Origin of the sequence: Caloramator sp. CAR-1, assembly GCF_030546345.1 — a bacterium.
Taxonomy (GTDB): domain Bacteria; phylum Bacillota; class Clostridia; order Clostridiales; family Caloramatoraceae; genus Caloramator; species Caloramator australicus.
Genome location: NZ_JAUONW010000010.1, coordinates 46,665 through 68,007, shown reverse-complemented (window position 1 = coordinate 68,007; position 21,343 = coordinate 46,665). Strand labels below are relative to the sequence as shown.

The following is a 21,343-nucleotide window of genomic DNA, read 5'->3' as shown; positions in this document are numbered from 1 at the left end:
TAGGAGGTAATTATATGGCAATTAGAAGGATAAGAACAATTGGGGATGATGTTCTAAGGAAGATAAGCAAACCTGTTGAAAAAATCGACAATAAAATTTTGACTTTAATAGATGACATGGTGGATACCATGTATGAAGCAAATGGAGTGGGACTTGCAGCACCTCAAGTTGGAATTTTAAAACGAATAATAGTTGTTGATGTTGGTGAAGGACTTTATAAACTTATTAACCCAGAAATTGTTTTTGAGGAAGGAGAACAAGTGGACGAAGAGGGATGCTTAAGTATTCCAAACAGAAGTGGAACTGTAAAACGTCCTAAAAAAGTTAAAGTTAAAGCATTGAACGAAAGAGGAGAGGAAGTAATTTTAGATGCAGAAGATCTTTTTGCAAGAGCAATATGCCACGAAATCGACCATTTAAACGGAGTGCTTTATATAGATAGAATAGAGAGTGATGAGGTGATCTAATGAGGACAATTTTCATGGGAACTCCTGACTTTGCTGTGCCAACTTTGAATAATTTGATTAAAAATCATGAAGTTTTGGCAGTGTTTACTCAACCGGATAAACCTAAAGGAAGGGGACAAAAAATGCAACCTCCACCTGTAAAGGAGGTTGCACTTAAAAATAATATTCCAGTATATCAACCACAAAAATTAAGAAATAACGATGAAGTAATTGATTTAATTAAAAAATTAAATCCAGATGTTATCGTTGTAGTTGCATACGGACAGATTTTACCAAAAGCGATACTTGAAATTCCTAAATATGGGTGTATTAATGTCCATGCATCATTGCTCCCAAAGTTAAGAGGTGCTGCACCTATCAATTGGGCTATAATAAACGGATTTAAAACAACTGGAGTTACTACGATGCTTATGGATGTAGGTTTAGATACTGGTGATATGCTTTTAAAAAAGGAAATCGAGATAAAAGATGATGAAACAGCAGGAGAATTGCACGATAGATTGATGATCATTGGTGCAGATTTGCTTATTGAAACTTTGAAAAAAATTGAAGAGGGAAGCATTGTTCCTCAAAAACAGGAGGATTCCCTATCAAGTTATGCACCAATGCTTACTAAGGAAATGGGACATGTAAAATGGGATGGGGATAACAATAAAATCTATAATCTTATTAGGGGATTATTACCTTGGCCAGGGGCTTATTTCTATTATAAAAACAATATGATAAAAATATGGAAAGCTAAAATTGGAAATAATAATATTAGCGATATTCCAGGTAAGATACTTAATGTTACAAGGGACGGCATTGAAATCGCTTGTAAAGAAGGCTCAATAATTATAACTGAGCTGCAGGAGATGGGTGGCAAACGCATGTCTGTAGACTCTTATTTGAATGGACATCAAATAGAAGTTGGAAGTATCGTAGAGTAAAGGGGGATACGTATGTATTATGGTTTTTATGATCCTACGTTTATATTTTTAGTTCCGGCTTTGCTTTTAGCTTTTTATGCTCAAAGTAAAATTCAAATGACATTTTCTAAATATTTAAAAGTTGCTTCAATAAGAGGATTAACAGGAGCTGAGGCAGCCAGGATAATATTGGATAGAAATGGACTTTATGATATTCCGATAGTTGTTATTCCAGGCAGGTTAACCGATCATTATGATCCTTCCCAAAGAGTTTTAAGGCTGTCAGAGGATGTTTACTACAGCACATCAATAGCATCTATTGGAGTTGCAGCCCATGAGGCAGGGCATGCAATTCAGCATAATAAAGGGTATGTTCCATTATTGATAAGGAATTCCTTAGTTCCTGTAGCAAATATAGGTTCTAATTTGTCATGGATATTAATATTATTAGGTTTATTCATGGGGGCTATGGGACTTGCAAGGTTAGGTGTTTTATTGTTTACAGCTGTTGTAGCCTTTCAAATTATTACTTTACCTGTTGAATTCAATGCTAGTTCAAGGGCTTTAATTGAACTAGACAGCAATGGACTCCTTTTTGAAAATGAACTAAAAGGCGCAAAAAAGGTTCTAAATGCAGCTGCACTTACTTATGTTGCTGCAACCTTAATGGCAATTTCTCAACTTCTCAGATTGCTTTTTATTACAAGGGACAGAGATTAGGAGGAAAATATGGAGGACAAAGCTAGATATGTAGCTCTAAAGATATTAAGTGAAATAGATGAAAAGAAAGTCTTTTCAAATATAAGGCTTAATCAATATTTTAAGAAATACAATTTATCATCATTAGATAGAGCTTTTGCAACAGAGATCGTATATGGAACTTTAAGATGGAAGCTTAAGATAGATTATTTAATTCAAAAATTTTCCAAAAAAGACTTAAAGGATTTAAATGTATGGGCATTAAATTGCATTAGGATTGGAGTATATCAGATATTTTTAATGGATAAAGTTCCTGAATTTGCAGCAGTAAATCAATCTGTTGTTTTATGCAAATTAAAAGCACCAAGATTATCCGGCTTTGTTAATGGTATTTTAAGAAACATTATAAGAAATAAACAGGAATTTGACATTATAAACGAAAAAGATAAAACTAAATATTTGTCCATTAAGTATTCACATCCTAAATGGTTTATAGATTATTTCATTAAATATTTTGATGAAAATTTTTTAATCCATTTAATGGATGCAAACAATCAAGCACCTGAATTGACAGTTAGGGTAAACACATTAAAATCTTCAAAAGAAAACTTAAAGGCAAAACTTATAAGTAGAGGAATAAAAGTAAAAGATGGACAACTAAAGGAATCACTGATAATAGAGGAAGTAGGCCAAATAGAAAAGATGCAGGAGTTTATAGATGGACTCTTTTATGTGCAAGATCAAAGCTCTATGATGGCTTCGATAATTTTAAACCCAAAACCAGGAGAAAAGGTTATTGATTTGTGTGCTGCACCTGGAGGTAAAGCAACCCACATGGCAGAGCTTATGGAAAACACGGGAGAAATAATTGCCTTTGATGTCCATGAGCATAAAATAAATCTAATTAATGAAAATTCAAAAAGATTAGGAATAGACATTATAAAGCCGATGTTAAAAGATGCAACTGTTTTTTATAAAGAATTTGAAAATAACTTTGACAAGATCCTTTTAGATGCCCCTTGTTCTGGCTTGGGGCTTATTAGAAAAAAGCCTGAAATTAGATGGAATGTAAGTTTGAAGAATATAAAGGATCTTACTAAAATTCAATCTATATTGTTAAAGAATGCATCTAAATATGTTAAGATTAATGGAGAGATCCTATATAGTACTTGCACAATTACAAAGGATGAAAATGAGCAAATTATTGAAAAGTTTCTAAATGAAAACACTAATTTTGAATTAGTGAATATTAGTGAATTAGTTCCTATTGAATTTAAAAACAGCCTAATCGATGGAACTTATTTAAGATTATATCCCAATATAAATAATACTGATGGATTTTTTATTTGCAAATTAAAAAGGTTATGGTGATTACAATGTATGATATCAGGGATTTATCATTAAAGGAAATCGAAGAATTTATTGTTTCTTTAGGGGAACCTAAATTTAGGGCTAAGCAGATTTTAAAATGGATAAACATCGGGATAGAAGATTTTGATGAAATGACAGATATTCCTAAAAAACTTAGGGATAAGTTAAAGGAGAACTTTATAATTAAGAATATTTTTATAGAAGCTAAGCAAGAATCGTCAGATGGCACAGTTAAATACCTATTAAGATTGAAGGATGGTAATCTTATTGAAGCTGTTTTAATGAGATATTCCTATGGGAATTCGGTATGTATTTCAACACAAGCAGGTTGCAACATGGGATGTTCCTTTTGTGCATCTACTATTGGTGGGAAAATTAGAGATTTATCACCTGGTGAAATGCTTGGGGAAGTTTTAGCAATTTCTAAGGACCAAAATATCAGGATTTCAAATATTGTCTTAATGGGAACAGGAGAGCCTTTAGATAATTTTGATAATGTTTTAAAATTTTTAGAACTTATTAATTCCAAAGAAGGTTTAAATATCGGAATGCGACATATAACGTTATCGACATGCGGTTTAGTTCCTGAAATAAAACGTTTAGCTGATTTGAGATTACAACTTACATTAGCCATATCTTTACATGCTCCAAACGATGACAAAAGAAAGAAAATCATGCCGATTGCAAATAGGTATAGTATGAACGAATTGTTAGAAGCTTGCAGATATTATGTTGAAAAAACCAATAGAAGAATAACCTTTGAATATGCGTTGATTAAGGATATCAACGATTCAATTGAGGATGCAAAAGAGTTATCTAAAAGATTAGAAGGACTTTTATGTCATGTGAATTTGATTCCAGTTAATCCAGTAAGCGAAAGAAATTTTGAAAGACCTGATAGAAAAAGGATAGAAAATTTTAGGGACATTTTAGAATCCCACGGTATTAATACAACTATAAGAAGGGAGCTTGGAACTGATATCGATGCTGCATGTGGGCAACTAAGAAGAAGGTTTCTTACTTAAGGGGTGGTTGTGTGTATATCAAATGCAAAACTGATATTGGTAAGGCAAGGGAGCTAAACGAAGACTATGTTATTATGTTAAGATCCAACAGCTATGCACTTGTTGCTGTTGCAGATGGAATGGGAGGACATAATGCAGGAGAGGTAGCAAGTAAATTAGCTTCATTAGCTCTTAGAGATTTTGTCTTTAATAATTTCAATAAATATAACGATAAAACAGAATTGATAAGAGATGCTATGCTTGAGGCTAATTTAAGAGTTTATGAGAAATCCAAAGATGCAAATCAGTTAAGTGGCATGGGAACAACACTAACATGTTGTTTGATGGTTTTTGATAAAGCTTATATCGGCCATGTTGGAGATAGCAGAGCTTATTTAATAAACAAAGATGGTATTAGAAAACTTACTGAGGATCATTCTTTTGTTCAGCAACTGGTTAAAAATGGAACAATTACAGAAATTGAGGCAGAAAATCATCCAAAGAAAAATCTTATAACAAGGGCTATAGGATTAGAGAGAAATGTAATTGTTGACGTTATCGTAGTAGATTTTAATAAAGACGATTTAATTTTATTATGCACCGATGGTTTGACTTCCTATCTATCAAAGGAAGAGATATTTGAAATTGTTAATGACAAAAAAGAAGATGCAGTAGAAATGCTAATTGAAATTGCAAATGATAGGGGAGGATCTGATAACATTTCTGTGGTTATTGCAAGAAAGGAGGATGGGAGATGAAGGAATTAAGTGGCAAGATACTTAACAATAGATATATCCTTCTTGAAAAAGTTGGCGACGGAGGAATGGCTTTAGTTTTTAAGGCAAAGGATACTTTATTAAATAGATTTGTAGCAGTAAAAATATTACGACCAGAATTTGCAAACGATACAGAATTTTTAAGCAAATTCAAAAGAGAATCTATGGCCGCAGCAAGCTTATCCCATCCTAATATAGTTAGCATATTTGATGTTGGCGAAAATGATGGGTTAAATTATATTGTTATGGAGTATATAAAGGGAAAAACGTTAAAGGATTATATCAAAGAAAAGGGTAAAATTAAATATGATGAAGCATTAAGGATTATTTTACAAATTTCCCAAGCCCTTGATCATGCACATAAAAATGGTGTTGTCCATAGGGATGTAAAGCCACATAATATTTTAATAACAGAAGATAACATTATAAAAGTTACCGATTTTGGTATTGCTAGGGCATCAACCTTTAACACAGTAACAAATACTGGAAAGGTTATGGGGTCTGTCCATTATTTATCACCAGAGCAGGCAAGGGGTGTATATAGCGACCATAGAACTGATATTTACTCCCTTGGGGTTGTATTTTATGAAATGCTTATTGGAAGACCTCCTTATGATGCAGAAAGTCCAATAACTATAGCAATAAAACATATACAGGATGAAATAGAGGAACCTATAAAGGTTGATCCCAATATTCCAATAGCAGTAAATGATATTGTCGTTAAAATGATGCAAAAGGATATGACAAGAAGATATCAAAATGCAAAAGAAATTATTATGGATATCAATAGAGCAATCAATAATCCTGGAATTTCCCTATTAAATAAAGGTGATGACATAGAAAAAACTAGAATAATTTCCCAAGAAAGCATAGAAGATGAATTAAATAAAAGTAAAGCCAAAGGTAAAAGAAATAAGAAGCCTTTAATTATATCTATAGTTATTATATTATTCTTATCCATAACAGCGTTAGGATATTTTGTTTTTAATAAGTATTTTGTTATAAAAGATGTAAAAGTGCCTAATGTAGTGGGATTAAGTGAAGAAGAAGCACGCAAAATATTTGAAAGTAATAAGTTGATTATGGAAATAGAAGGAACACAAAGCAGTGATTTGCCAGAAGGGACGGTTATATCTACCATTCCTGAAGAAGGAACCACGGTTAAAGAAAATTCTGTTGTTAAGGTTATAGTAAGTTCGGGCCCGAAGATGGTAGCTGTTCCGGATCTTAAAGGATTAGATTTAACCTATGCAGAAACTCTGTTAAGGAAATACAAATTAACTTTAGGTAATATTGAAAAACAATATAGTGATGAAGTACAAAAAGGATTTATTATTGATCAAAATCCATTATCAGGTTCTGAGGTTAAAGAAGGAACTGCAATTGATATAATTTTAAGCGATGGGCCACAAATTAAAATAGTTAAAGTTCCCAACCTACTTGGTATGAGTTTGGAGCAGGCAAAACAAACATTAAAATTGTCTGGATTAAACCTTGGAATTGTAAACTATGGATATGATCCTAACTATAAAGACGGAGAAATTATATTGCAAAGTGTAGTGGATGGTGTTGAAGTTAGACAGGGAACGTTAATAAATGTTACTGTAAATAAATTAGATGATAATCTTCAGCAACAGGAAAATGACAACCAATAATAAAGGAGGAACTTATGCAGGAGGGTATCATTGTAAAAGGTATAGGTGGATTCTACTATGTTGAATTGCAGAATGGAGAATTAATTGAGTGCAAAGCAAGAGGAAAATTTAGAAAAGATAATTTAACTCCTTTAGTTGGTGATAGGGTTTATATTGAAAAAATCAATAATTCGCAGGGGCTTATTAAAGAAATTAAAGAAAGAAAATCCCAACTTATAAGGCCACCAGTTGCTAATGTAGATCAAGTAGTTGTTGTATTTGCTCTTAAGGATCCTGATATTAGTTTTACACTTTTAGATAGATTATTGGTTCATGTTGAAGAAAAGGATTTAGATTGTCTCATTTGCTTTAATAAATCTGATTTAGATGAAGATGGCAAATTTGAAAAGGTGTATTCGATTTACACAGAAGCAGGATATAAAGTAATAAAAACAAATGCTTTAAAAAAAGAAGGTTTAGAAGAGTTAAAAGCCTTCTTAAAAGGCAAAATAACCGTATTTGCAGGGCCGTCAGGAGTTGGAAAATCTACGCTTTTTAATTCTCTTCAAGATAAGGTTAAGATGGAAACGGGAGCAATAAGTGAAAAAATAGGGAGAGGAAAACATACTACAAGGCATGCACAGCTAATCAGAATAGATGATGAGACGTATTTAGTAGATACACCAGGCTTTTCCACCTTAGATTTGTCATTTATAGAACCAAATGATTTGCAGTATTATTTTAAAGAATTTAGAAATTTTATTGGTCAATGTAAGTTTTCAAGCTGTTTACATGTAAAAGAAAAGGATTGCGCTATAATAGAAAATGTAGAAGAAGGAAACATATGTAGAATTAGATATAATAATTATTTAGATTTTCTAAATGAAATACTTGAAAATAGGAGGAACACTAGATGATGAAGTTAGCACCTTCAATACTTTCAGCAAATTTTAGCAGATTGGGAGAAGAAATTAAAAGAATTGAAAGGGCTGGAGCAGATTATGTCCATATAGATGTTATGGATGGCCATTTTGTTCCTAATATAACAATTGGTCCACTTGTAGTTGAAGCCATAAGACCATTAACGAGTTTAATATTTGATGTGCACTTGATGATCGAAAATCCAGATAAGTATATAGAGGATTTTGTAAAAGCTGGAGCAGATATAATTACAGTTCATCAGGAAGCATGTATTCATCTTGATAGAACTGTTAATTTAATTAAATCTTTTGGGAAAAGAGCTGGTGTTGCAATAAATCCAGCGACCCCATTGGAAGTTTTAGACTATGTTTTAGAAAATCTTGATATGGTTCTCATTATGAGCGTTAATCCTGGATTTGGAGGTCAAAAATTTATACCTTATGCCATAAGTAAGATTAAAAATTTAAAACAAATGATAGAAAAAAGGAAGTTAAATATCGATATTGAAGTTGATGGTGGTATAAATTTAAATAATTTGAGAGATGTTGTTAATTCAGGTGCCAATGTGATTGTTGCTGGCTCTGCTATTTTTTGTTCAGATGATGTAGAAAAAACAGTTAGGAAATTTAAGGAAATCGGTGGTTAGGATGAAAAAAGCATTAATTTTTAACTTTGGTAGGATAAATAATTCTACTTTATTACAAAAAGAAATTCAGGGAGCAAGTATTATATTATGTGCTGATGGAGGAGGGAATTATGCCTATGAGTTAGGCATTATTCCTAATTTTTTAATTGGGGACTTTGATTCCATTGAAACTGAAGTTTTAAATTATTTTATCGACAAAGGTGTGGAAGTTATTAGATATCCTAAAGAAAAGGATTATACTGATACAGAGCTTTGTATAAATAAAGCTATCGAACAAGGATGCGATGAAATATGTATACTAGGAGGGGTAGGCGGAAGGATTGACCACACATTGGCAAATTTATATCTTCTACACTATATATATGAAAATAATGCAAAGGGTTATATCGTTACTGATGATTTTTATATTTATTTGTGCAAAGATTTTATAAAAATAGAAGGAGAAATTGGTGATACTTTATCAATTATTCCTATATATAAGTCTGCAAAGGGTCTGTATTCTAAGGGGCTAATGTATAGATTAGAGAATACTACTATTGATTTTGGAAGACCACTAGGTATATCAAATGTAATGATCGATAGGCAATGCGAAATTAAGGTTGGAGATGGAGAAGTATTGATATTTAAAAAGATATAAGCAGTATCAACTTTATTAGGATTTACATATAATGAATATATAAAATAAAAATGGTGATCATATGATAAAAAATGAAAGGGAAAAATCAAAAATATTGGGGATATTATTGATTTTAATGGGGATGTTTATAATTATTGCTTGGATGCCGGTGTGGATTTGGCTTGTTTTACTTGGAATAGGACTGATATATTCTGGCCTTTTTTTCTTTAGTAATAGTTAATGGAGGAAAGTATGCTAAAAGACAAAATAAAACTAAAAATAATCGATGTTTTAGCCATTATAATACTTGGCATTGGGTTTGGGATGCTATTGGCTGTTATTATACCTTTTTGGATTTGGATCATTATTATAGGTGCTTGCTTAATATATTTATCGTGGTATTTTTTAAAAAGATAAAAAAATGTGCTTAAAAGCACATTTTTTTATAAAGCTCTTTGCACTTTTCCAGAACGTAAGCATCTCGTGCAAACGTAAACTCTCTTTGGAGTTCCGTTTATAATAACTTTTACCTTCTTAAGATTTGGAGCCCAAGTTCTGTTTGTTCTACGATGGGAATGGCTATATTGAATTCCAAAAACTAACCCCTTATTGCAAATTTCGCATTTTCTAGACATTGTGGCACCTCCTTAATAAGAACAATACTTCATTTATAAGACCTTTATTATTTTAACAGAAACTAGAAAACATTACAAGTCCGATTTATTACAATAATAATTATATAATGCATTTTTGATTTTGTAAAGTATTTTTACTTTACAGTTATAAATATTTTATCTTGAAGAATTTTAATAATTAATATAAAATTATAAAATAAAGACTAGTATCCCTAGTAAGGTTGGGAGGTTTAAGTATGTCAGTAAAAATATATAACGAATTAGGCTATATTGAATTTACAGATGAGCTAATAGCAAAATTAGCTGGTGCAGCGACAACTGAGTGCTATGGAGTTGTTGGAATGGCTTCCAAAAGAGCAACGGATGGTTTGTGGGAACTTTTGAAGAAGGAGCAGCTAAACAAAGGGGTTAAAGTAATAATTAACAATGATGAGATAGTTATTGATTTGTTTATAATAGTTGAATATGGAACTAAAATACCTGTTATTGCTGAGAACATTATAGAAAAAGTAAAATACACAATTGAAAATTTTACAGGAATAAAAGTTCATAAAGTTAATGTCTATGTTCAGGACATTAGAGTTTAAAGCAAGGAGGTTTAAGCATTGAAACAAACTACGTTGTTGGATGGACAACTATTGAAACAAATGTTCATAAATGGTGCATATGAGCTTGAAAACAACAAAGAAGATGTTAATGCATTAAATGTTTTCCCAGTTCCAGATGGAGATACAGGAACAAATATGGCAGCTACAATAATGGCTGCTGTAAGTGAATTGGAGAAAATCAAGGATGTTAATGTTACAAATGTTTGTGATGCAATTTCAATGGGATCTTTAATGGGTGCCAGAGGCAATTCTGGAGTTATATTATCTCAGCTTATAAGAGGTTTTGCAAAATTTTTAAAAACAAAAGAAACTATAAATACAAAGGACTTTGCTCAAGCTTTAAAGGAAGGAGTAAATACTGCTTATAAGGCAGTCATGAAACCAACGGAAGGAACTATTTTAACTGTAGCAAGAGAGACTGCAGATAAGGCGATAGAAATAGCAAAAAAAGAAAGTAATTTTGAAGTTTTTTTAAAGCTTATGTATGAATATTCAAACGTATCTTTAAATAAAACGCCAGAAATACTTCCTGTTTTAAAGCAAGCAGGAGTTGTTGACGCAGGAGGTAAAGGATTAACGCTTATATATTTAGGCTTTTTGAAGGTTCTGCTAGGGGAGATAAACGAAGCAAAAGTAAAACAGCAAGAAAAGAAGGAAGAAGTAAAATATAGTAACATAGATACATCAGATATAAAATTTTCTTACTGCACAGAGTTTTTTATTAAGACTAAAAATGCAAAACCTGAAGAATTTAAAGAAAAAATCACAAAATATGGTGATTCGATAGTTGTTGTTGGAACAGAAGAGTTAATCAAGGTTCATATTCATACTAATAATCCAGGAATAGTATTAGAAGAGGCGTTAAAATTAGGAGAGTTGATAAAGATTAAAATTGACAACATGAAGGAACAACACAGAAGTTTAACAGATGATACATATTCCGATGAGAAGACTGAATATACAAGTCAAGATGAAAAGGAATATGGATTTATTACAATTTCTTTTGGCGAAGGATTTAAACAGATATTTGAAGAGTTAGGGGTTGACAAAATTATAGAAGGCGGCCAGACGATGAATCCAAGCACACAAGATATTTTAGATGCAATAAATAATATAAATGCTAAAAACATATTTATATTGCCTAATAATAAGAATATTATTCTTGCAGCTGAACAGGCAAGGGATCTTTCAAATAAGAATGTTGTAGTTATTCCAACAAGAAGCATACCTCAAGGTATAACTGCAATGTTAAATTTTAATCCGGATAGTAATGCTAATGAAAATAAAGAAATAATGATGGAAGCTATATCGAAGGTTAAGACAGGGCAAGTTACATTTGCAGTAAGAAACACCAATCTTGACGGTATAGATGTAAACGAAGGCGATGTAATAGGAATATTAAATGGGAAACTTGTAAATGCTGGAGCTAATTTGAATGAAGTAGTTACTAAATTAATTGATAATATGATTGATGAAGACAGCGAATTCATTTCAATATTTTACGGAAATGAAGTCAGTGAAGAAGATGCTGCTAAAGTTCAAGAATATATCAAAGAAAAGTATTCAAACCTTGATGTAAACGTTTATTTTGGAGGGCAACCTATTTATTATTATATAATTTCTGTGGAATGATTATGGCATGCCAAAGTGCATGCCTTTATAAATTTAACCACATAAGAGGTGGATATATGGAGATTCAATATTTGAAGGGAGTTGGACCTAAAATTGCAAAGTATTTATCAAGTTTAGGAATTAATACAGTTAAGGATGCACTATTTTATTTTCCAAGGGACTATGAGGATAGAACTAACATAAAACCTATAAGCAAACTAGAAAATGATGAAATGGCAAGTGTAATAGTTGAAGTTGCACAAATTTTTCCGAGTAAGAAAACTAAAACAGGTAAAACATTAAATAAAATATTATTTAAAAATGAAACTGGTTTTATATCGGGGATATGGTTTAATCAGCCGTATATAAAAAATAACTTTAAAATTGGCGAAAAAGTGTTGCTCTACGGTAAAGTATCAAAACAATTTGGAGAAATTACTTTAGTTGATCCCCAGTATGAAAAGGATTATGAAGAAACACAAGGAATTAATCCGATTTATTCCATTAATAAAAATCTTACTCAAAAAATTATGAGAAAAATTATAAAACAGGCCCTTAATTTTATAGATCAAGAGGTTGAAGAATTATTACCAGAAAGTTTAAGAAAGATATATGATCTATTGGACATAAAAAATGCAATTATAAATATTCACTTCCCCAAAGATAAAAATATGCTTAAACTGGCTAAAAGGCGATTAAAATTTGAGGAATTGCTAATAATACAACTAGGCTTATTTGAACTAAAGAAAAAATACTCTTCAAGCACAACAAGCTATTCGATGGCTGTTAGTAAGGAGCTAAAGGCTTTAAAGGAAAAATTACCCTTTGAACTTACAGAGGCCCAAAGGAAGGTTATAAGAGAAATTTTGATTGATATGAAAAAAAACACACCTATGAATAGATTGCTTCAAGGTGATGTAGGTTCCGGAAAAACAATCATTTCAGTTATTGCTCTATTTAATTGTGCAATGAACGGATATCAAGGAGTATTAATGGCTCCTACTGAAATTTTAGCAGAACAACATTATAATACTATTTTAGAATTATTAAAGGATTGGAATATAAATATTGCATTATTGGTTGGAAGCACTTCTAAAAAGCAAAAGGAAGAGATAATAAGAAAGATATCTCAAGGAGAAATAAGTATTGTTATTGGAACTCATGCACTATTACAGGAAAATGTGGAATTTAAAAATTTAGCCCTTGTAATTACTGATGAACAGCATAGATTTGGAGTAAGACAAAGAGCAACTCTAATTAATAAGGGCTATAATCCTCATGTATTAGTTATGACTGCAACACCGATTCCAAGAACTCTTGCTTTATTTATGTATGGCGATATGGATATTTCAGTTATAGATCAGTTACCACCTGGGCGACAAAAAGTGGAAACCTATTTTGTAAGGCCTAATATGCGGGAGAAGGTTTATGATTTTGTAAAAAAGGAGGTAGAGAAGGGAAGACAGGCATATGTAATATGTCCGCTAGTGGAGGAATCGGAAAAGTTAGAAGCAGAATCGGTATTAGAAATGGCTGAAAATTTAAAAAATAATTTTCTAAAATATAACAAAATTGGAATATTACATGGAAAAATGTCTGCAAGCGAAAAGGATGAAATTATGAAAAAATTTAAAAATAATGAGATTCAGGTGCTGGTTTCTACAACAGTAGTTGAAGTAGGGGTAAATGTGCCTAATGCTACTATAATAGTAATTGAGAATGCTGATAGGTTTGGTTTGGCACAGTTACATCAATTAAGAGGTAGAGTTGGAAGAGGAAATTATAAATCCTATTGTATATTAGTTGCCGATGCAAAAACTGATGATGCTATTGAAAGAATGAAAATTATGACTAAAACTAACAGTGGATTTGAGATAGCTGAAAAGGATTTAGAATTAAGAGGAACGGGCGAGTTTTTTGGCACAAGACAACATGGACTTCCGGAGCTTAAAGTTGCGAATTTATTTAAAGATATAGATATTCTTATGCAAACAAAAGAAGTGGCAAGGGAGTTAATTCAGTCAAGACGACTATTAGATAAGGATTATTATAAGTTAAAATTAAGGATAGAAGAATTAATACAAAATATTGGTGATAATATATCTATAAACTAATTGAGAAAAAAACTTCCTGTTATAATTTCAGTTTAAGTGGTTAAATTAATAATAGAAACAGAAACAGGAGGTGAAACAATATGATAAACATTCAACCAAGAAACAGGGCATTAGTTCCAGAAGCTGAGGCAGCACTTGAACAATTCAAATATGAAGTAGCAAATGAAATAGGAGTTCAGGTTCCACCAACAGGATATTGGGGAAACATGACATCAAGGGAATGCGGTTCAGTAGGTGGATATATGGTTAAGAAGATGGTAGAGGCTTATGAAAGAGGCCTTGCAGGAAAAAGATAATTAGGCGGTAGCACAAAGATATAAAAGGGGAATAGAGCTCTCTCTATTCCCCTTTTAAAGTTGATTATATGTTATGTTTTCAATTACCAATATTTACATGAATATATTGTCGAATAATGGAGAAATTAATAATAAGCAACTGAAACAGGAGGTGAAAATAATGAACGAAAACTTAGTAGGAAGAACAAATCAAACTGTTATTCCAGAAGCTAAGAAGGGCCTCGAACAATTCAAATATGAAGTAGCAAATGAAATAGGAGTTCAGGTTCCACCAACAGGATACTGGGGAAACATGACATCAAAGGAATGTGGTTCAGTAGGTGGATATATGGTTAAGAAGATGGTAGAGGCTTATGAAAGAGGCCTTGCAGGAAGACAATAATTGATATAAAATAAAGAAAAGGGAAGGCAATCTTCCCTTTTCTTTATTTTAATAAAGGAGGCTTGGCATGAGAATAATAACTGGTGAAGCAAAGGGAAGAATTATAAAGGCACCTGAAGGTATGAACACAAGACCCACTTTAGATAGGGTAAAGGAGTCTGTGTTTAATATAATATCAAATAAGATTTATGATGCTATTGTATTAGATATGTTTGCAGGTAGTGGTAACTTAGGTCTTGAAGCAATAAGCCGAGGGGCAAAATTTTGTACCTTTATAGAAAATGACAAATCTGCATATAAGGTTTTAAAAGAAAATATAAAAAATTTAAACTTCGAAGATAGAAGTAAAGCTTATTTTGGAGATTCCTTTAAAATTATAAAAAATTTATCAAAGGAGAATTTTAAATATGATTTGATTTTTTTGGATCCCCCTTATGGAAGGGGAATGGTTCAAAGAGCCGTTGAAGCAATAAGCGAAAATAGAATTTATAATGATAATACTTTAATTATTTCGGAACTAGATGAAAAGGATGATATCCCAAAAGTCGTCGGGATTTTTAAAAACTTTAGAACAGAAAAATATGGAAGATGCAAAATTATATTTTGGGTTAAGGAGGACAAATATGAATAATATAGCAATATATCCTGGTAGTTTTGATCCTATAACTAATGGTCATCTTGACATAATAGTTAGGGCGTCAAAAATATTTGATAAGGTAATTGTTGCAGTTTTAGAGAATCCAGAAAAAAAGAATCCCTTATTTACAATTGAAGAACGTGTTGAGTTAATCAAAAGAGTAACAAAGGATATTGATAATGTTGAAGTTGAAAGTTTTAAGGGACTTCTTGTAAATTATGCAAAGGAAAAGTCAGCTAAGGTAATAATTAAAGGACTTAGGGCAGTCTCTGATTTTGAGTATGAACTTCAAATGGCAATGATGAATAATAAATTGAATAACCAATTAGAAACTCTTTTTATGATGACGAATAATAAATATTCCTTTTTAAGCTCTAGTTTGGTAAAACAGGTTGCAATGTATGGAGGCTGCATCAAGGATTTAGTTCCTGAGGAAATAATAGACGATATAAGGAATAAATTTAAATAATTAATATTTTTCTCCCAAAATATTAATTTTTATAAAGTAGATAACATTTAAAATTAGTATTGTTATTAATAAAATCTCTAATAGAGGAAATAAACTTATAAAATAAGGGATATTAGGTTCAACCATAAAGGTTTCGCTATCAATAGAAATAAAATTTAACATAAGTAATGCAACTAACACAGAAAATATAGAATGCGATATTTTGGATATTACATAGGCTTTTATAGATATTTTTTCTTCATAAGTTATTGAAAAAACTTGCATTATAATAGAAATCCCGCTAAAGGATATAATAAAGGTTGAAATCAGGATTTTTAAAAAAAATGGAATATTTGATTTACTTATTAAATTACATCCATTAGTAATTTCTATTGCTCCTTGAAGTGCTAATATTATAGATTTAGATAATGATTTATTTAAAAATAAATCAAGGAGCCATTCAATTTTATTGAAAATATTTAGCTTATAAATCAGTTCTATAAGGACAGAAAAGAAAATAATATATCCTCCAATTATTCCAGTAGTTGTAAGGGAATTGAGGATGGACTTCGTTAAAAAATTCCTATTTGTATTTTTATCTTTATATAACCAACATGACTCAGCAACATTTGATTTTGGATATAAGATGTTATTTAAAACCAAACCATTAATAATTGCACCTAATATATGAGAAATAAACAAAATATATCCAACTTTTATGTTATTAAACATTCCAATACCAACTGCTCCAATTACAAACAAGGGACCTGAAGTGCTTGCAAAATTTAATATTTTTTGACCTTCATAACTTGATATTTTTTTTTCGCTAATAAGCTGAGCAACTATTTTTGCCCCAGTTGGGTATCCTGTGAATATACTCATAATAAAGACATACGCACCATATCCAGATGTATTAAGAAGTTTTTTAAAATAATTTTTGAATAATTTCGATATACTATCTGGAATTTCTAAGGAAATTACTATGTCATTTAATATAAAAAAAGGGAATAAGGAAGGCGTTACTACATATATCCATAGGTTAAAACCGTTTTTTGCTGCTTCAATGGAGTTTTTGGGGAATAGAAACATGGTAATCAGCATTGATATTACGAAAATTTTTGCTGCCCTTTTATTTTGACCCATTAAAAATAAAATAATTGAAAATAATATCATCAATTGAATAAATATAACCATAATATAAAACACCGTCAAATTTCTTTAATTAATATTTATGCAATAGGATTTAATACTATGTTTAAAGTAATATTGGTTTATTTTTTAGGTCTTGGACTGCTATTTTATACTTAGGATTATTATATCCTAAAACATATATATCAGTTGCCTTAATATCTAATGACAAGAGCTCTTTATCATATTTAGATGGATTTATTATAATAGGAATATCAACTAATTCTTTATCTTTTACATACTTAAGAAGTTTTCTGCCCTTTGAATTAGCAGCTAATATTCTAATATAGTTTATTTCTTTTATAGTCTGCAAATAAACTTCTTTTGTAATATCTAATAATATGTATAAAAGAATTCTCTGAAGCCTTGTTTTTGTATATCTTTTGCTCAAAGCTAAATTCAATAGTTCTTCAATCGTAGAAGATTCTTCAGCAGCATATTTTATTTTGTTTTCAAGGCCCTCTGATATATCGTGGATTTTACTTAGTTCATTTGCTGTTAAACTTCGTATTTTATAGAAAATTAAGTCTGCTAAATTATTAAGATTTACAGGCCCCTTTCCTAGTTGTTTTTCCCTTTGAATAATTTCAAAGGAAAATTCAGGCATGGTAGTTTTTATAAGATCATAATTATCGAAATTATGGCGTATAGAAGTTGCGCTAGCGATGTTTGAGGTGATGTTTATATCATTATAATTATTTTTTATTCTCTTTATTGTATAAGGTTTAATATTGCTATTAAGTTTTATTAAAGCCTTAAGATATTCAACACCTAAAATGTTATTTGAAGTTTGAAGAAGATTATTCGTATCTTTAAAATAATTATTTAAAGCAAATTCACGTGCTTTTGGATATGGAAGCCCCTGCTTTAAAAATTTTTTTAATAAGTTTTTATATTCCTTTGGTTCTTCAGCTAAAATTTGTGCAATTTTAAAAAGAGGTTCTATATCACCAGATTCACTGCCAAAACATATGGAATCTATAATGTTAAGCTTATTTAAAATTGATATAGCTCCATAAGCAAAATTTTCTGCGCTGCTAATGCTATAAATTACAGGCAGCTCAATAACAAGATCAACACCAGCATTTAAAGCTGCTTCAGCTCGAGCCCATTTGTTTACTATTGCTGGTTCACCTCTTTGGACAAAGTTACCACTCATAACGGCAACAACATAGTCACAATTTGTAACTTGTTTAGTTTGTTGTAGGTGATATAAATGGCCATTATGTAAAGGATTATATTCGACAATAATTCCTGTTACTTTCATTTTGCATCTCCTTTTTATACAAAATTATATTTTTTTACATATTATTGTTTGTTTATTGACATAAATATTATATAATATAAAATGTAGAATGCAACATAATACATACTAACAAAAGAAAGGGGTTTTATCATGGCTTTAATGGAGGAAATTAAAGCAAAGGCAAGGGCTAATAAAAAGACCATAGTTTTGCCTGAAGGAGAAGAAATAAGAACGATTAAAGCTGCAGAAATTATAGTTAAAGAAGGTTTAGCTAATTTAATTATGCTTGGTGATGAAGAAAAAATAATGAGCATTGCTAAAGAAAATGGGGTTTCACTTGAAGGGGTAAAGATAATTAATCCTAAAAAGAGCGAAAAATTAGAATTTTATGCTAATCAGTTGTATGAAATTAGAAAGAATAAAGGAATGACTCTAGAAAAGGCTCTTGAAACAGTTAAAGATGAAATGTATTTTGGGACTATGATGGTTAAAATGAAGGATGCCGACGGAATGGTATCTGGTGCTATACATTCAACAGGAGACCTTTTAAGACCAGCAATGCAAATAATTAAAACAGCACCAGGAGTTTCAATTGCATCAAGCATTTTTATAATGGAAGTTCCAAACCCAAATTTTGGGGATAATGGTTTGTTTATATTTGCAGATTGTGCTGTTAATCCTAATCCAACTGCAGAGGAACTTGCTTCAATAGCCGTTGCAAGTGCGATGAATGCCAAGAATTTATGTGGTATGGAACCGAGAGTTGCAATGCTTTCTTTCTCAACAAAGGGAAGTGCAAAACATGAGCTTGTTGATAAGGTAATAGAAGCTACAAAAATTGCAAAGGAAATGGCTCCAGATTTAATGATAGATGGTGAATTACAGCTTGATGCTGCAATAGTTCCAAAGGTTGCAGAACTTAAGTCACCAGGAAGTCAAGTGGCAGGAAAGGCTAATGTTTTAATTTTCCCAGATTTGCAATCAGGAAATATAGGATACAAGTTGGTTCAAAGATTAGCTAATGCTGAAGCCATAGGACCAATTTGTCAAGGATTTGCTGCTCCTGTAAACGATTTGTCAAGGGGTTGCAGCGTTGAAGACATAGTTAATGTTGTTGCTATAACAGCTGTTCAAGCGCAATAAATTAAAGGAAAGGGGTAATACACATGAATATTTTGGTAATTAATTGCGGGAGCTCATCATTAAAGTATCAATTAATCAACATGGAGAATGAAACAGTTTTAGCTAAGGGATTAGCTGAAAGAATAGGACTTGAAGGTTCAGTATTAGGGCACAGACCAGAGGGTAAAGATAAAGTTGTAATTGAACATCCAATGCCTGATCACAAAACAGCAATTAAATTGGTTTTAGAAGCACTAACACACCCAGAATATGGCGTAATTAAAGACATGAATGAAATATCAGCAGTAGGCCATAGAGTAGTTCATGGTGGAGAAAAGTATGCAAGCTCTGTTTTAATAGACGAGGAAGTTTTAAAAACATTAGAAGAGGTTTCACATTTAGCTCCACTACATAATCCTCCGAATTTAACAGGTATTTATGCTTGCAAAGAGCTTATGCCACATACACCAATGGTGGCTGTATTTGATACAGCATTCCATCAAACCATGCCAAAGCATGCTTATATGTATGCTCTTCCATATGAACTATATGAAAAGCACGGCATCAGAAGATATGGCTTCCATGGAACATCCCATAGATATGTAAGTAAAATAGCTGCAGATCTTTTAGGAAAGGATATAAAGGATTGCAAGATCATTACTTGCCATTTAGGAAATGGAGCATCTGTTGCAGCTATAAATGGTGGTAAATCTGTTGATACTTCTATGGGCTTTACTCCACTTGAAGGACTTATAATGGGAACAAGATGTGGAGATATCGATCCTGCTATAGTTACTTTCTTAGAAGAAACTGAAAATATGACCTCAAAGGATGTTAATAACCTTATGAACAAAAAATCGGGTGTTTTAGGAGTTTCAGGAGTAAGCAGCGATTTTAGAGATATAGAGGATGCTGCTGCAAAAGGAAACGAAAGAGCACAATTAGCCCTTGATATGTTCTACTACAGAGTGAAGAAATACATAGGAGCTTATGCAGCTGCAATGGGTGGTGTAGATGCTATAGTATTTACTGCAGGTCTTGGAGAAAATTCACCAGAGTGTAGATATTTTGTATGCCAAGGTTTAGAATTCTTAGGAGTTAAGATAGATGAAGAGAAGAATAAAGTAAAAGGCAAATTAACTGAGGTTTCTACACCAGATTCAAAGGTTAAGGTGTTCTTAATCCCAACAAATGAAGAGCTTATGATAGCAAGGGATACAAAGGAAATAGTAGTAAAGCTAAAATAATTAAACTTCATGCCTTGACATATTTTATATAAGCCTATATAATGAATTGTAGCGCTGTTTGAGGTGAGCGTATGATTTTAAATGTTACGGATTTAATTAAAAAAAAGACAAATGAAATGAGCTTTGACTTAGAGCTTGATATTAGCAAGTTACAACGTGATGATTTTGTTGTAGAATTGGCAGACAAATTAAAAATTAAAGGGACAGCCATTTTAGATGGGGAAGATATTTTATTAAAGGGAACTATTAAAACAAAAATAAAATCTTTTTGTTCAAGATGCTTAGCACCTGTTGACTACCCTCTGACGATAGATTTTGAAGAAAAGTATTCAAAAAAGCAGGGGGAAGATATATATATGATTACAGAGGACAGAATAAATCTAGAAGATATGATAATTGATAATATTATTCTGTCCTATCCAGCAAAGATTTTATGTAGTGATGATTGTAAAGGCCTTTGCCCGGTTTGTGGTAAAAATTTAAATGAAGGCCAGTGTGAATGTTTAAAGGATGTTATCGATCCTAGACTTGAGGCATTAAAACAGTTCTTTAAAGGTGATTGAGGAGGTGCAAATATGGGTAATCCAGCCAGAAGACATTCAAAATCAAGAAGAGACAAAAGAAGAGCACAAACTTGGAAATTAGCTATGCCAGGTATGGTAGAATGCCCACAATGCCATGAAATGAAATTGGCTCATAGGGTTTGTCCAAGCTGTGGTTATTACAAGGATAAAGTTGTAGTAGAAAAGTAATTGAGTTTTAGCACA

The 21,343-nt window shown here is 31.5% G+C and carries 26 protein-coding genes; 23 read left to right on the top strand and 3 right to left on the bottom strand.

The window, feature by feature from the left end; translation table 11 throughout:
• The first annotated feature begins 14 nt into the window (after nt 1–14).
• The 12 genes from def to Q3V94_RS03425 all read left to right on the top strand — a co-directional run bounded on the left by def (nt 15) and on the right by Q3V94_RS03425 (nt 9,459).
• Nucleotides 15–467, top strand: a complete 453-nt coding sequence (gene def, locus Q3V94_RS03480; protein WP_008909438.1) for a peptide deformylase — start codon at nt 15–17, stop codon at nt 465–467.
• Nucleotides 467–1,396 carry a methionyl-tRNA formyltransferase gene (gene fmt / locus Q3V94_RS03475; RefSeq protein WP_303525159.1) on the top strand — a complete coding sequence of 310 codons (930 nt, stop codon included), beginning with the start codon at nt 467–469 and terminating at the stop codon, nt 1,394–1,396. The genes def and fmt overlap by 1 nt, the downstream gene beginning before the upstream one ends.
• 12 nt (nt 1,397–1,408) lie before the next feature.
• On the top strand, nt 1,409–2,095 hold the full coding sequence (locus tag Q3V94_RS03470; RefSeq protein WP_303525158.1) for a zinc metallopeptidase: 687 nt from the start codon (nt 1,409–1,411) through the stop codon (nt 2,093–2,095).
• A gap of 9 nt (nt 2,096–2,104) precedes the next feature.
• Nucleotides 2,105–3,445 (top strand): 16S rRNA (cytosine(967)-C(5))-methyltransferase RsmB, encoded by a 1,341-nt coding sequence (gene rsmB, locus Q3V94_RS03465; protein ID WP_303525157.1) that lies wholly within the window; start codon nt 2,105–2,107, stop codon nt 3,443–3,445.
• Between the two features lie 5 nt (nt 3,446–3,450).
• Complete coding sequence (gene rlmN, locus Q3V94_RS03460) at nt 3,451–4,470, top strand: 23S rRNA (adenine(2503)-C(2))-methyltransferase RlmN (RefSeq protein WP_303525156.1); 1,020 nt, start codon at nt 3,451–3,453, stop codon at nt 4,468–4,470.
• 11 nt (nt 4,471–4,481) lie between these two features.
• Nucleotides 4,482–5,207, top strand: coding sequence for a Stp1/IreP family PP2C-type Ser/Thr phosphatase (locus Q3V94_RS03455; RefSeq protein WP_008909443.1), 726 nt, complete (start codon nt 4,482–4,484; stop codon nt 5,205–5,207).
• The gene (pknB, locus tag Q3V94_RS03450; RefSeq protein WP_303525151.1) at nt 5,204–6,880 is read left to right on the top strand and encodes a Stk1 family PASTA domain-containing Ser/Thr kinase; all 1,677 of its coding nucleotides are present in this window, start codon (nt 5,204–5,206) and stop codon (nt 6,878–6,880) included. Before Q3V94_RS03455 ends, pknB begins: the two co-directional genes overlap by 4 nt.
• 14 nt (nt 6,881–6,894) lie before the next feature.
• On the top strand, nt 6,895–7,776 hold the full coding sequence (rsgA, locus tag Q3V94_RS03445) for a ribosome small subunit-dependent GTPase A (protein WP_303525148.1): 882 nt from the start codon (nt 6,895–6,897) through the stop codon (nt 7,774–7,776).
• Nucleotides 7,773–8,426: a ribulose-phosphate 3-epimerase gene (gene rpe, locus Q3V94_RS03440; RefSeq protein ID WP_008909446.1), complete on the top strand. Its 654-nt coding sequence runs from the start codon at nt 7,773–7,775 to the stop codon at nt 8,424–8,426. The genes rsgA and rpe overlap by 4 nt, the downstream gene beginning before the upstream one ends.
• Before the next feature lies 1 nt (nt 8,427).
• Nucleotides 8,428–9,063 carry a thiamine diphosphokinase gene (locus Q3V94_RS03435; protein ID WP_274767753.1) on the top strand — a complete coding sequence of 212 codons (636 nt, stop codon included), beginning with the start codon at nt 8,428–8,430 and terminating at the stop codon, nt 9,061–9,063.
• Nucleotides 9,064–9,124: 61 nt separating this feature from the next.
• Nucleotides 9,125–9,283, top strand: a complete 159-nt coding sequence (locus Q3V94_RS03430) for a hypothetical protein (RefSeq protein ID WP_303525146.1) — start codon at nt 9,125–9,127, stop codon at nt 9,281–9,283.
• Between the two features lie 11 nt (nt 9,284–9,294).
• Complete coding sequence (locus Q3V94_RS03425) at nt 9,295–9,459, top strand: hypothetical protein (protein WP_303525144.1); 165 nt, start codon at nt 9,295–9,297, stop codon at nt 9,457–9,459.
• Between the two features lie 26 nt (nt 9,460–9,485).
• Here Q3V94_RS03425 and rpmB read toward each other — a convergent pair whose 3' ends face one another.
• A complete protein-coding gene (gene rpmB / locus Q3V94_RS03420; RefSeq protein ID WP_274767751.1) occupies nt 9,486–9,677 on the bottom strand; it encodes a 50S ribosomal protein L28 in 192 nt (63 codons plus the stop codon).
• 236 nt (nt 9,678–9,913) lie between these two features.
• On the opposite strand from rpmB, the gene Q3V94_RS03415 reads away from it, so the two are divergent.
• The 7 genes from Q3V94_RS03415 to coaD all read left to right on the top strand — a co-directional run bounded on the left by Q3V94_RS03415 (nt 9,914) and on the right by coaD (nt 15,794).
• Nucleotides 9,914–10,264 carry an Asp23/Gls24 family envelope stress response protein gene (locus Q3V94_RS03415; protein WP_274767749.1) on the top strand — a complete coding sequence of 117 codons (351 nt, stop codon included), beginning with the start codon at nt 9,914–9,916 and terminating at the stop codon, nt 10,262–10,264.
• 60 nt (nt 10,265–10,324) lie between these two features.
• Nucleotides 10,325–11,917 carry a DAK2 domain-containing protein gene (locus Q3V94_RS03410; protein ID WP_303525175.1) on the top strand — a complete coding sequence of 531 codons (1,593 nt, stop codon included), beginning with the start codon at nt 10,325–10,327 and terminating at the stop codon, nt 11,915–11,917.
• Between the two features lie 56 nt (nt 11,918–11,973).
• Nucleotides 11,974–14,010 carry an ATP-dependent DNA helicase RecG gene (recG, locus tag Q3V94_RS03405; RefSeq protein ID WP_303525143.1) on the top strand — a complete coding sequence of 679 codons (2,037 nt, stop codon included), beginning with the start codon at nt 11,974–11,976 and terminating at the stop codon, nt 14,008–14,010.
• Between the two features lie 80 nt (nt 14,011–14,090).
• On the top strand, nt 14,091–14,306 hold the full coding sequence (locus Q3V94_RS03400) for an alpha/beta-type small acid-soluble spore protein (RefSeq protein ID WP_008909793.1): 216 nt from the start codon (nt 14,091–14,093) through the stop codon (nt 14,304–14,306).
• A gap of 160 nt (nt 14,307–14,466) precedes the next feature.
• Nucleotides 14,467–14,688: an alpha/beta-type small acid-soluble spore protein gene (locus Q3V94_RS03395; RefSeq protein WP_008909794.1), complete on the top strand. Its 222-nt coding sequence runs from the start codon at nt 14,467–14,469 to the stop codon at nt 14,686–14,688.
• Between the two features lie 67 nt (nt 14,689–14,755).
• A complete protein-coding gene (gene rsmD / locus Q3V94_RS03390; RefSeq protein ID WP_303525141.1) occupies nt 14,756–15,319 on the top strand; it encodes a 16S rRNA (guanine(966)-N(2))-methyltransferase RsmD in 564 nt (187 codons plus the stop codon).
• Nucleotides 15,312–15,794: a pantetheine-phosphate adenylyltransferase gene (coaD, locus tag Q3V94_RS03385; RefSeq protein ID WP_303525139.1), complete on the top strand. Its 483-nt coding sequence runs from the start codon at nt 15,312–15,314 to the stop codon at nt 15,792–15,794. Before rsmD ends, coaD begins: the two co-directional genes overlap by 8 nt.
• Here coaD and Q3V94_RS03380 read toward each other — a convergent pair whose 3' ends face one another.
• Both Q3V94_RS03380 and Q3V94_RS03375 read right to left on the bottom strand, forming a co-directional pair.
• Nucleotides 15,795–16,967 carry a hypothetical protein gene (locus tag Q3V94_RS03380; protein WP_303525137.1) on the bottom strand — a complete coding sequence of 391 codons (1,173 nt, stop codon included), beginning with the start codon at nt 16,965–16,967 and terminating at the stop codon, nt 15,795–15,797.
• Between the two features lie 61 nt (nt 16,968–17,028).
• A complete protein-coding gene (locus Q3V94_RS03375; RefSeq protein ID WP_303525135.1) occupies nt 17,029–18,228 on the bottom strand; it encodes a nucleotidyltransferase in 1,200 nt (399 codons plus the stop codon).
• A gap of 129 nt (nt 18,229–18,357) precedes the next feature.
• Here Q3V94_RS03375 and pta point away from each other — a divergent pair, with 129 nt between their 5' ends.
• The 4 genes from pta to rpmF all read left to right on the top strand — a co-directional run bounded on the left by pta (nt 18,358) and on the right by rpmF (nt 21,328).
• Nucleotides 18,358–19,350 (top strand): phosphate acetyltransferase, encoded by a 993-nt coding sequence (gene pta / locus Q3V94_RS03370; RefSeq protein ID WP_303525133.1) that lies wholly within the window; start codon nt 18,358–18,360, stop codon nt 19,348–19,350.
• Nucleotides 19,351–19,373: 23 nt separating this feature from the next.
• Nucleotides 19,374–20,576, top strand: coding sequence for an acetate/propionate family kinase (locus Q3V94_RS03365; protein WP_303525131.1), 1,203 nt, complete (start codon nt 19,374–19,376; stop codon nt 20,574–20,576).
• Nucleotides 20,577–20,647: 71 nt separating this feature from the next.
• Nucleotides 20,648–21,139 (top strand): DUF177 domain-containing protein, encoded by a 492-nt coding sequence (locus Q3V94_RS03360; RefSeq protein ID WP_008908185.1) that lies wholly within the window; start codon nt 20,648–20,650, stop codon nt 21,137–21,139.
• A gap of 12 nt (nt 21,140–21,151) precedes the next feature.
• A complete protein-coding gene (gene rpmF / locus Q3V94_RS03355) occupies nt 21,152–21,328 on the top strand; it encodes a 50S ribosomal protein L32 (RefSeq protein ID WP_008908186.1) in 177 nt (58 codons plus the stop codon).
• Nucleotides 21,329–21,343 lie beyond the last annotated feature (15 nt).

Coding starts and splice junctions, on each gene's coding strand:
- def (WP_008909438.1), top strand. CDS start 15: ATGGCAATTAGAAGGATAAGAACAATTGGGGATGATGTTCTAAGGAAG.
- fmt (WP_303525159.1), top strand. CDS start 467: ATGAGGACAATTTTCATGGGAACTCCTGACTTTGCTGTGCCAACTTTG.
- Q3V94_RS03470 (WP_303525158.1), top strand. CDS start 1,409: ATGTATTATGGTTTTTATGATCCTACGTTTATATTTTTAGTTCCGGCT.
- rsmB (WP_303525157.1), top strand. CDS start 2,105: ATGGAGGACAAAGCTAGATATGTAGCTCTAAAGATATTAAGTGAAATA.
- rlmN (WP_303525156.1), top strand. CDS start 3,451: ATGTATGATATCAGGGATTTATCATTAAAGGAAATCGAAGAATTTATT.
- pknB (WP_303525151.1), top strand. CDS start 5,204: ATGAAGGAATTAAGTGGCAAGATACTTAACAATAGATATATCCTTCTT.
- rsgA (WP_303525148.1), top strand. CDS start 6,895: ATGCAGGAGGGTATCATTGTAAAAGGTATAGGTGGATTCTACTATGTT.
- rpe (WP_008909446.1), top strand. CDS start 7,773: ATGATGAAGTTAGCACCTTCAATACTTTCAGCAAATTTTAGCAGATTG.
- Q3V94_RS03435 (WP_274767753.1), top strand. CDS start 8,428: ATGAAAAAAGCATTAATTTTTAACTTTGGTAGGATAAATAATTCTACT.
- Q3V94_RS03430 (WP_303525146.1), top strand. CDS start 9,125: ATGATAAAAAATGAAAGGGAAAAATCAAAAATATTGGGGATATTATTG.
- Q3V94_RS03425 (WP_303525144.1), top strand. CDS start 9,295: ATGCTAAAAGACAAAATAAAACTAAAAATAATCGATGTTTTAGCCATT.
- rpmB (WP_274767751.1), bottom strand. CDS start 9,677: ATGTCTAGAAAATGCGAAATTTGCAATAAGGGGTTAGTTTTTGGAATT.
- Q3V94_RS03415 (WP_274767749.1), top strand. CDS start 9,914: ATGTCAGTAAAAATATATAACGAATTAGGCTATATTGAATTTACAGAT.
- Q3V94_RS03410 (WP_303525175.1), top strand. CDS start 10,325: ATGTTCATAAATGGTGCATATGAGCTTGAAAACAACAAAGAAGATGTT.
- recG (WP_303525143.1), top strand. CDS start 11,974: ATGGAGATTCAATATTTGAAGGGAGTTGGACCTAAAATTGCAAAGTAT.
- Q3V94_RS03400 (WP_008909793.1), top strand. CDS start 14,091: ATGATAAACATTCAACCAAGAAACAGGGCATTAGTTCCAGAAGCTGAG.
- Q3V94_RS03395 (WP_008909794.1), top strand. CDS start 14,467: ATGAACGAAAACTTAGTAGGAAGAACAAATCAAACTGTTATTCCAGAA.
- rsmD (WP_303525141.1), top strand. CDS start 14,756: ATGAGAATAATAACTGGTGAAGCAAAGGGAAGAATTATAAAGGCACCT.
- coaD (WP_303525139.1), top strand. CDS start 15,312: ATGAATAATATAGCAATATATCCTGGTAGTTTTGATCCTATAACTAAT.
- Q3V94_RS03380 (WP_303525137.1), bottom strand. CDS start 16,967: ATGGTTATATTTATTCAATTGATGATATTATTTTCAATTATTTTATTT.
- Q3V94_RS03375 (WP_303525135.1), bottom strand. CDS start 18,228: ATGAAAGTAACAGGAATTATTGTCGAATATAATCCTTTACATAATGGC.
- pta (WP_303525133.1), top strand. CDS start 18,358: ATGGCTTTAATGGAGGAAATTAAAGCAAAGGCAAGGGCTAATAAAAAG.
- Q3V94_RS03365 (WP_303525131.1), top strand. CDS start 19,374: ATGAATATTTTGGTAATTAATTGCGGGAGCTCATCATTAAAGTATCAA.
- Q3V94_RS03360 (WP_008908185.1), top strand. CDS start 20,648: ATGATTTTAAATGTTACGGATTTAATTAAAAAAAAGACAAATGAAATG.
- rpmF (WP_008908186.1), top strand. CDS start 21,152: ATGGGTAATCCAGCCAGAAGACATTCAAAATCAAGAAGAGACAAAAGA.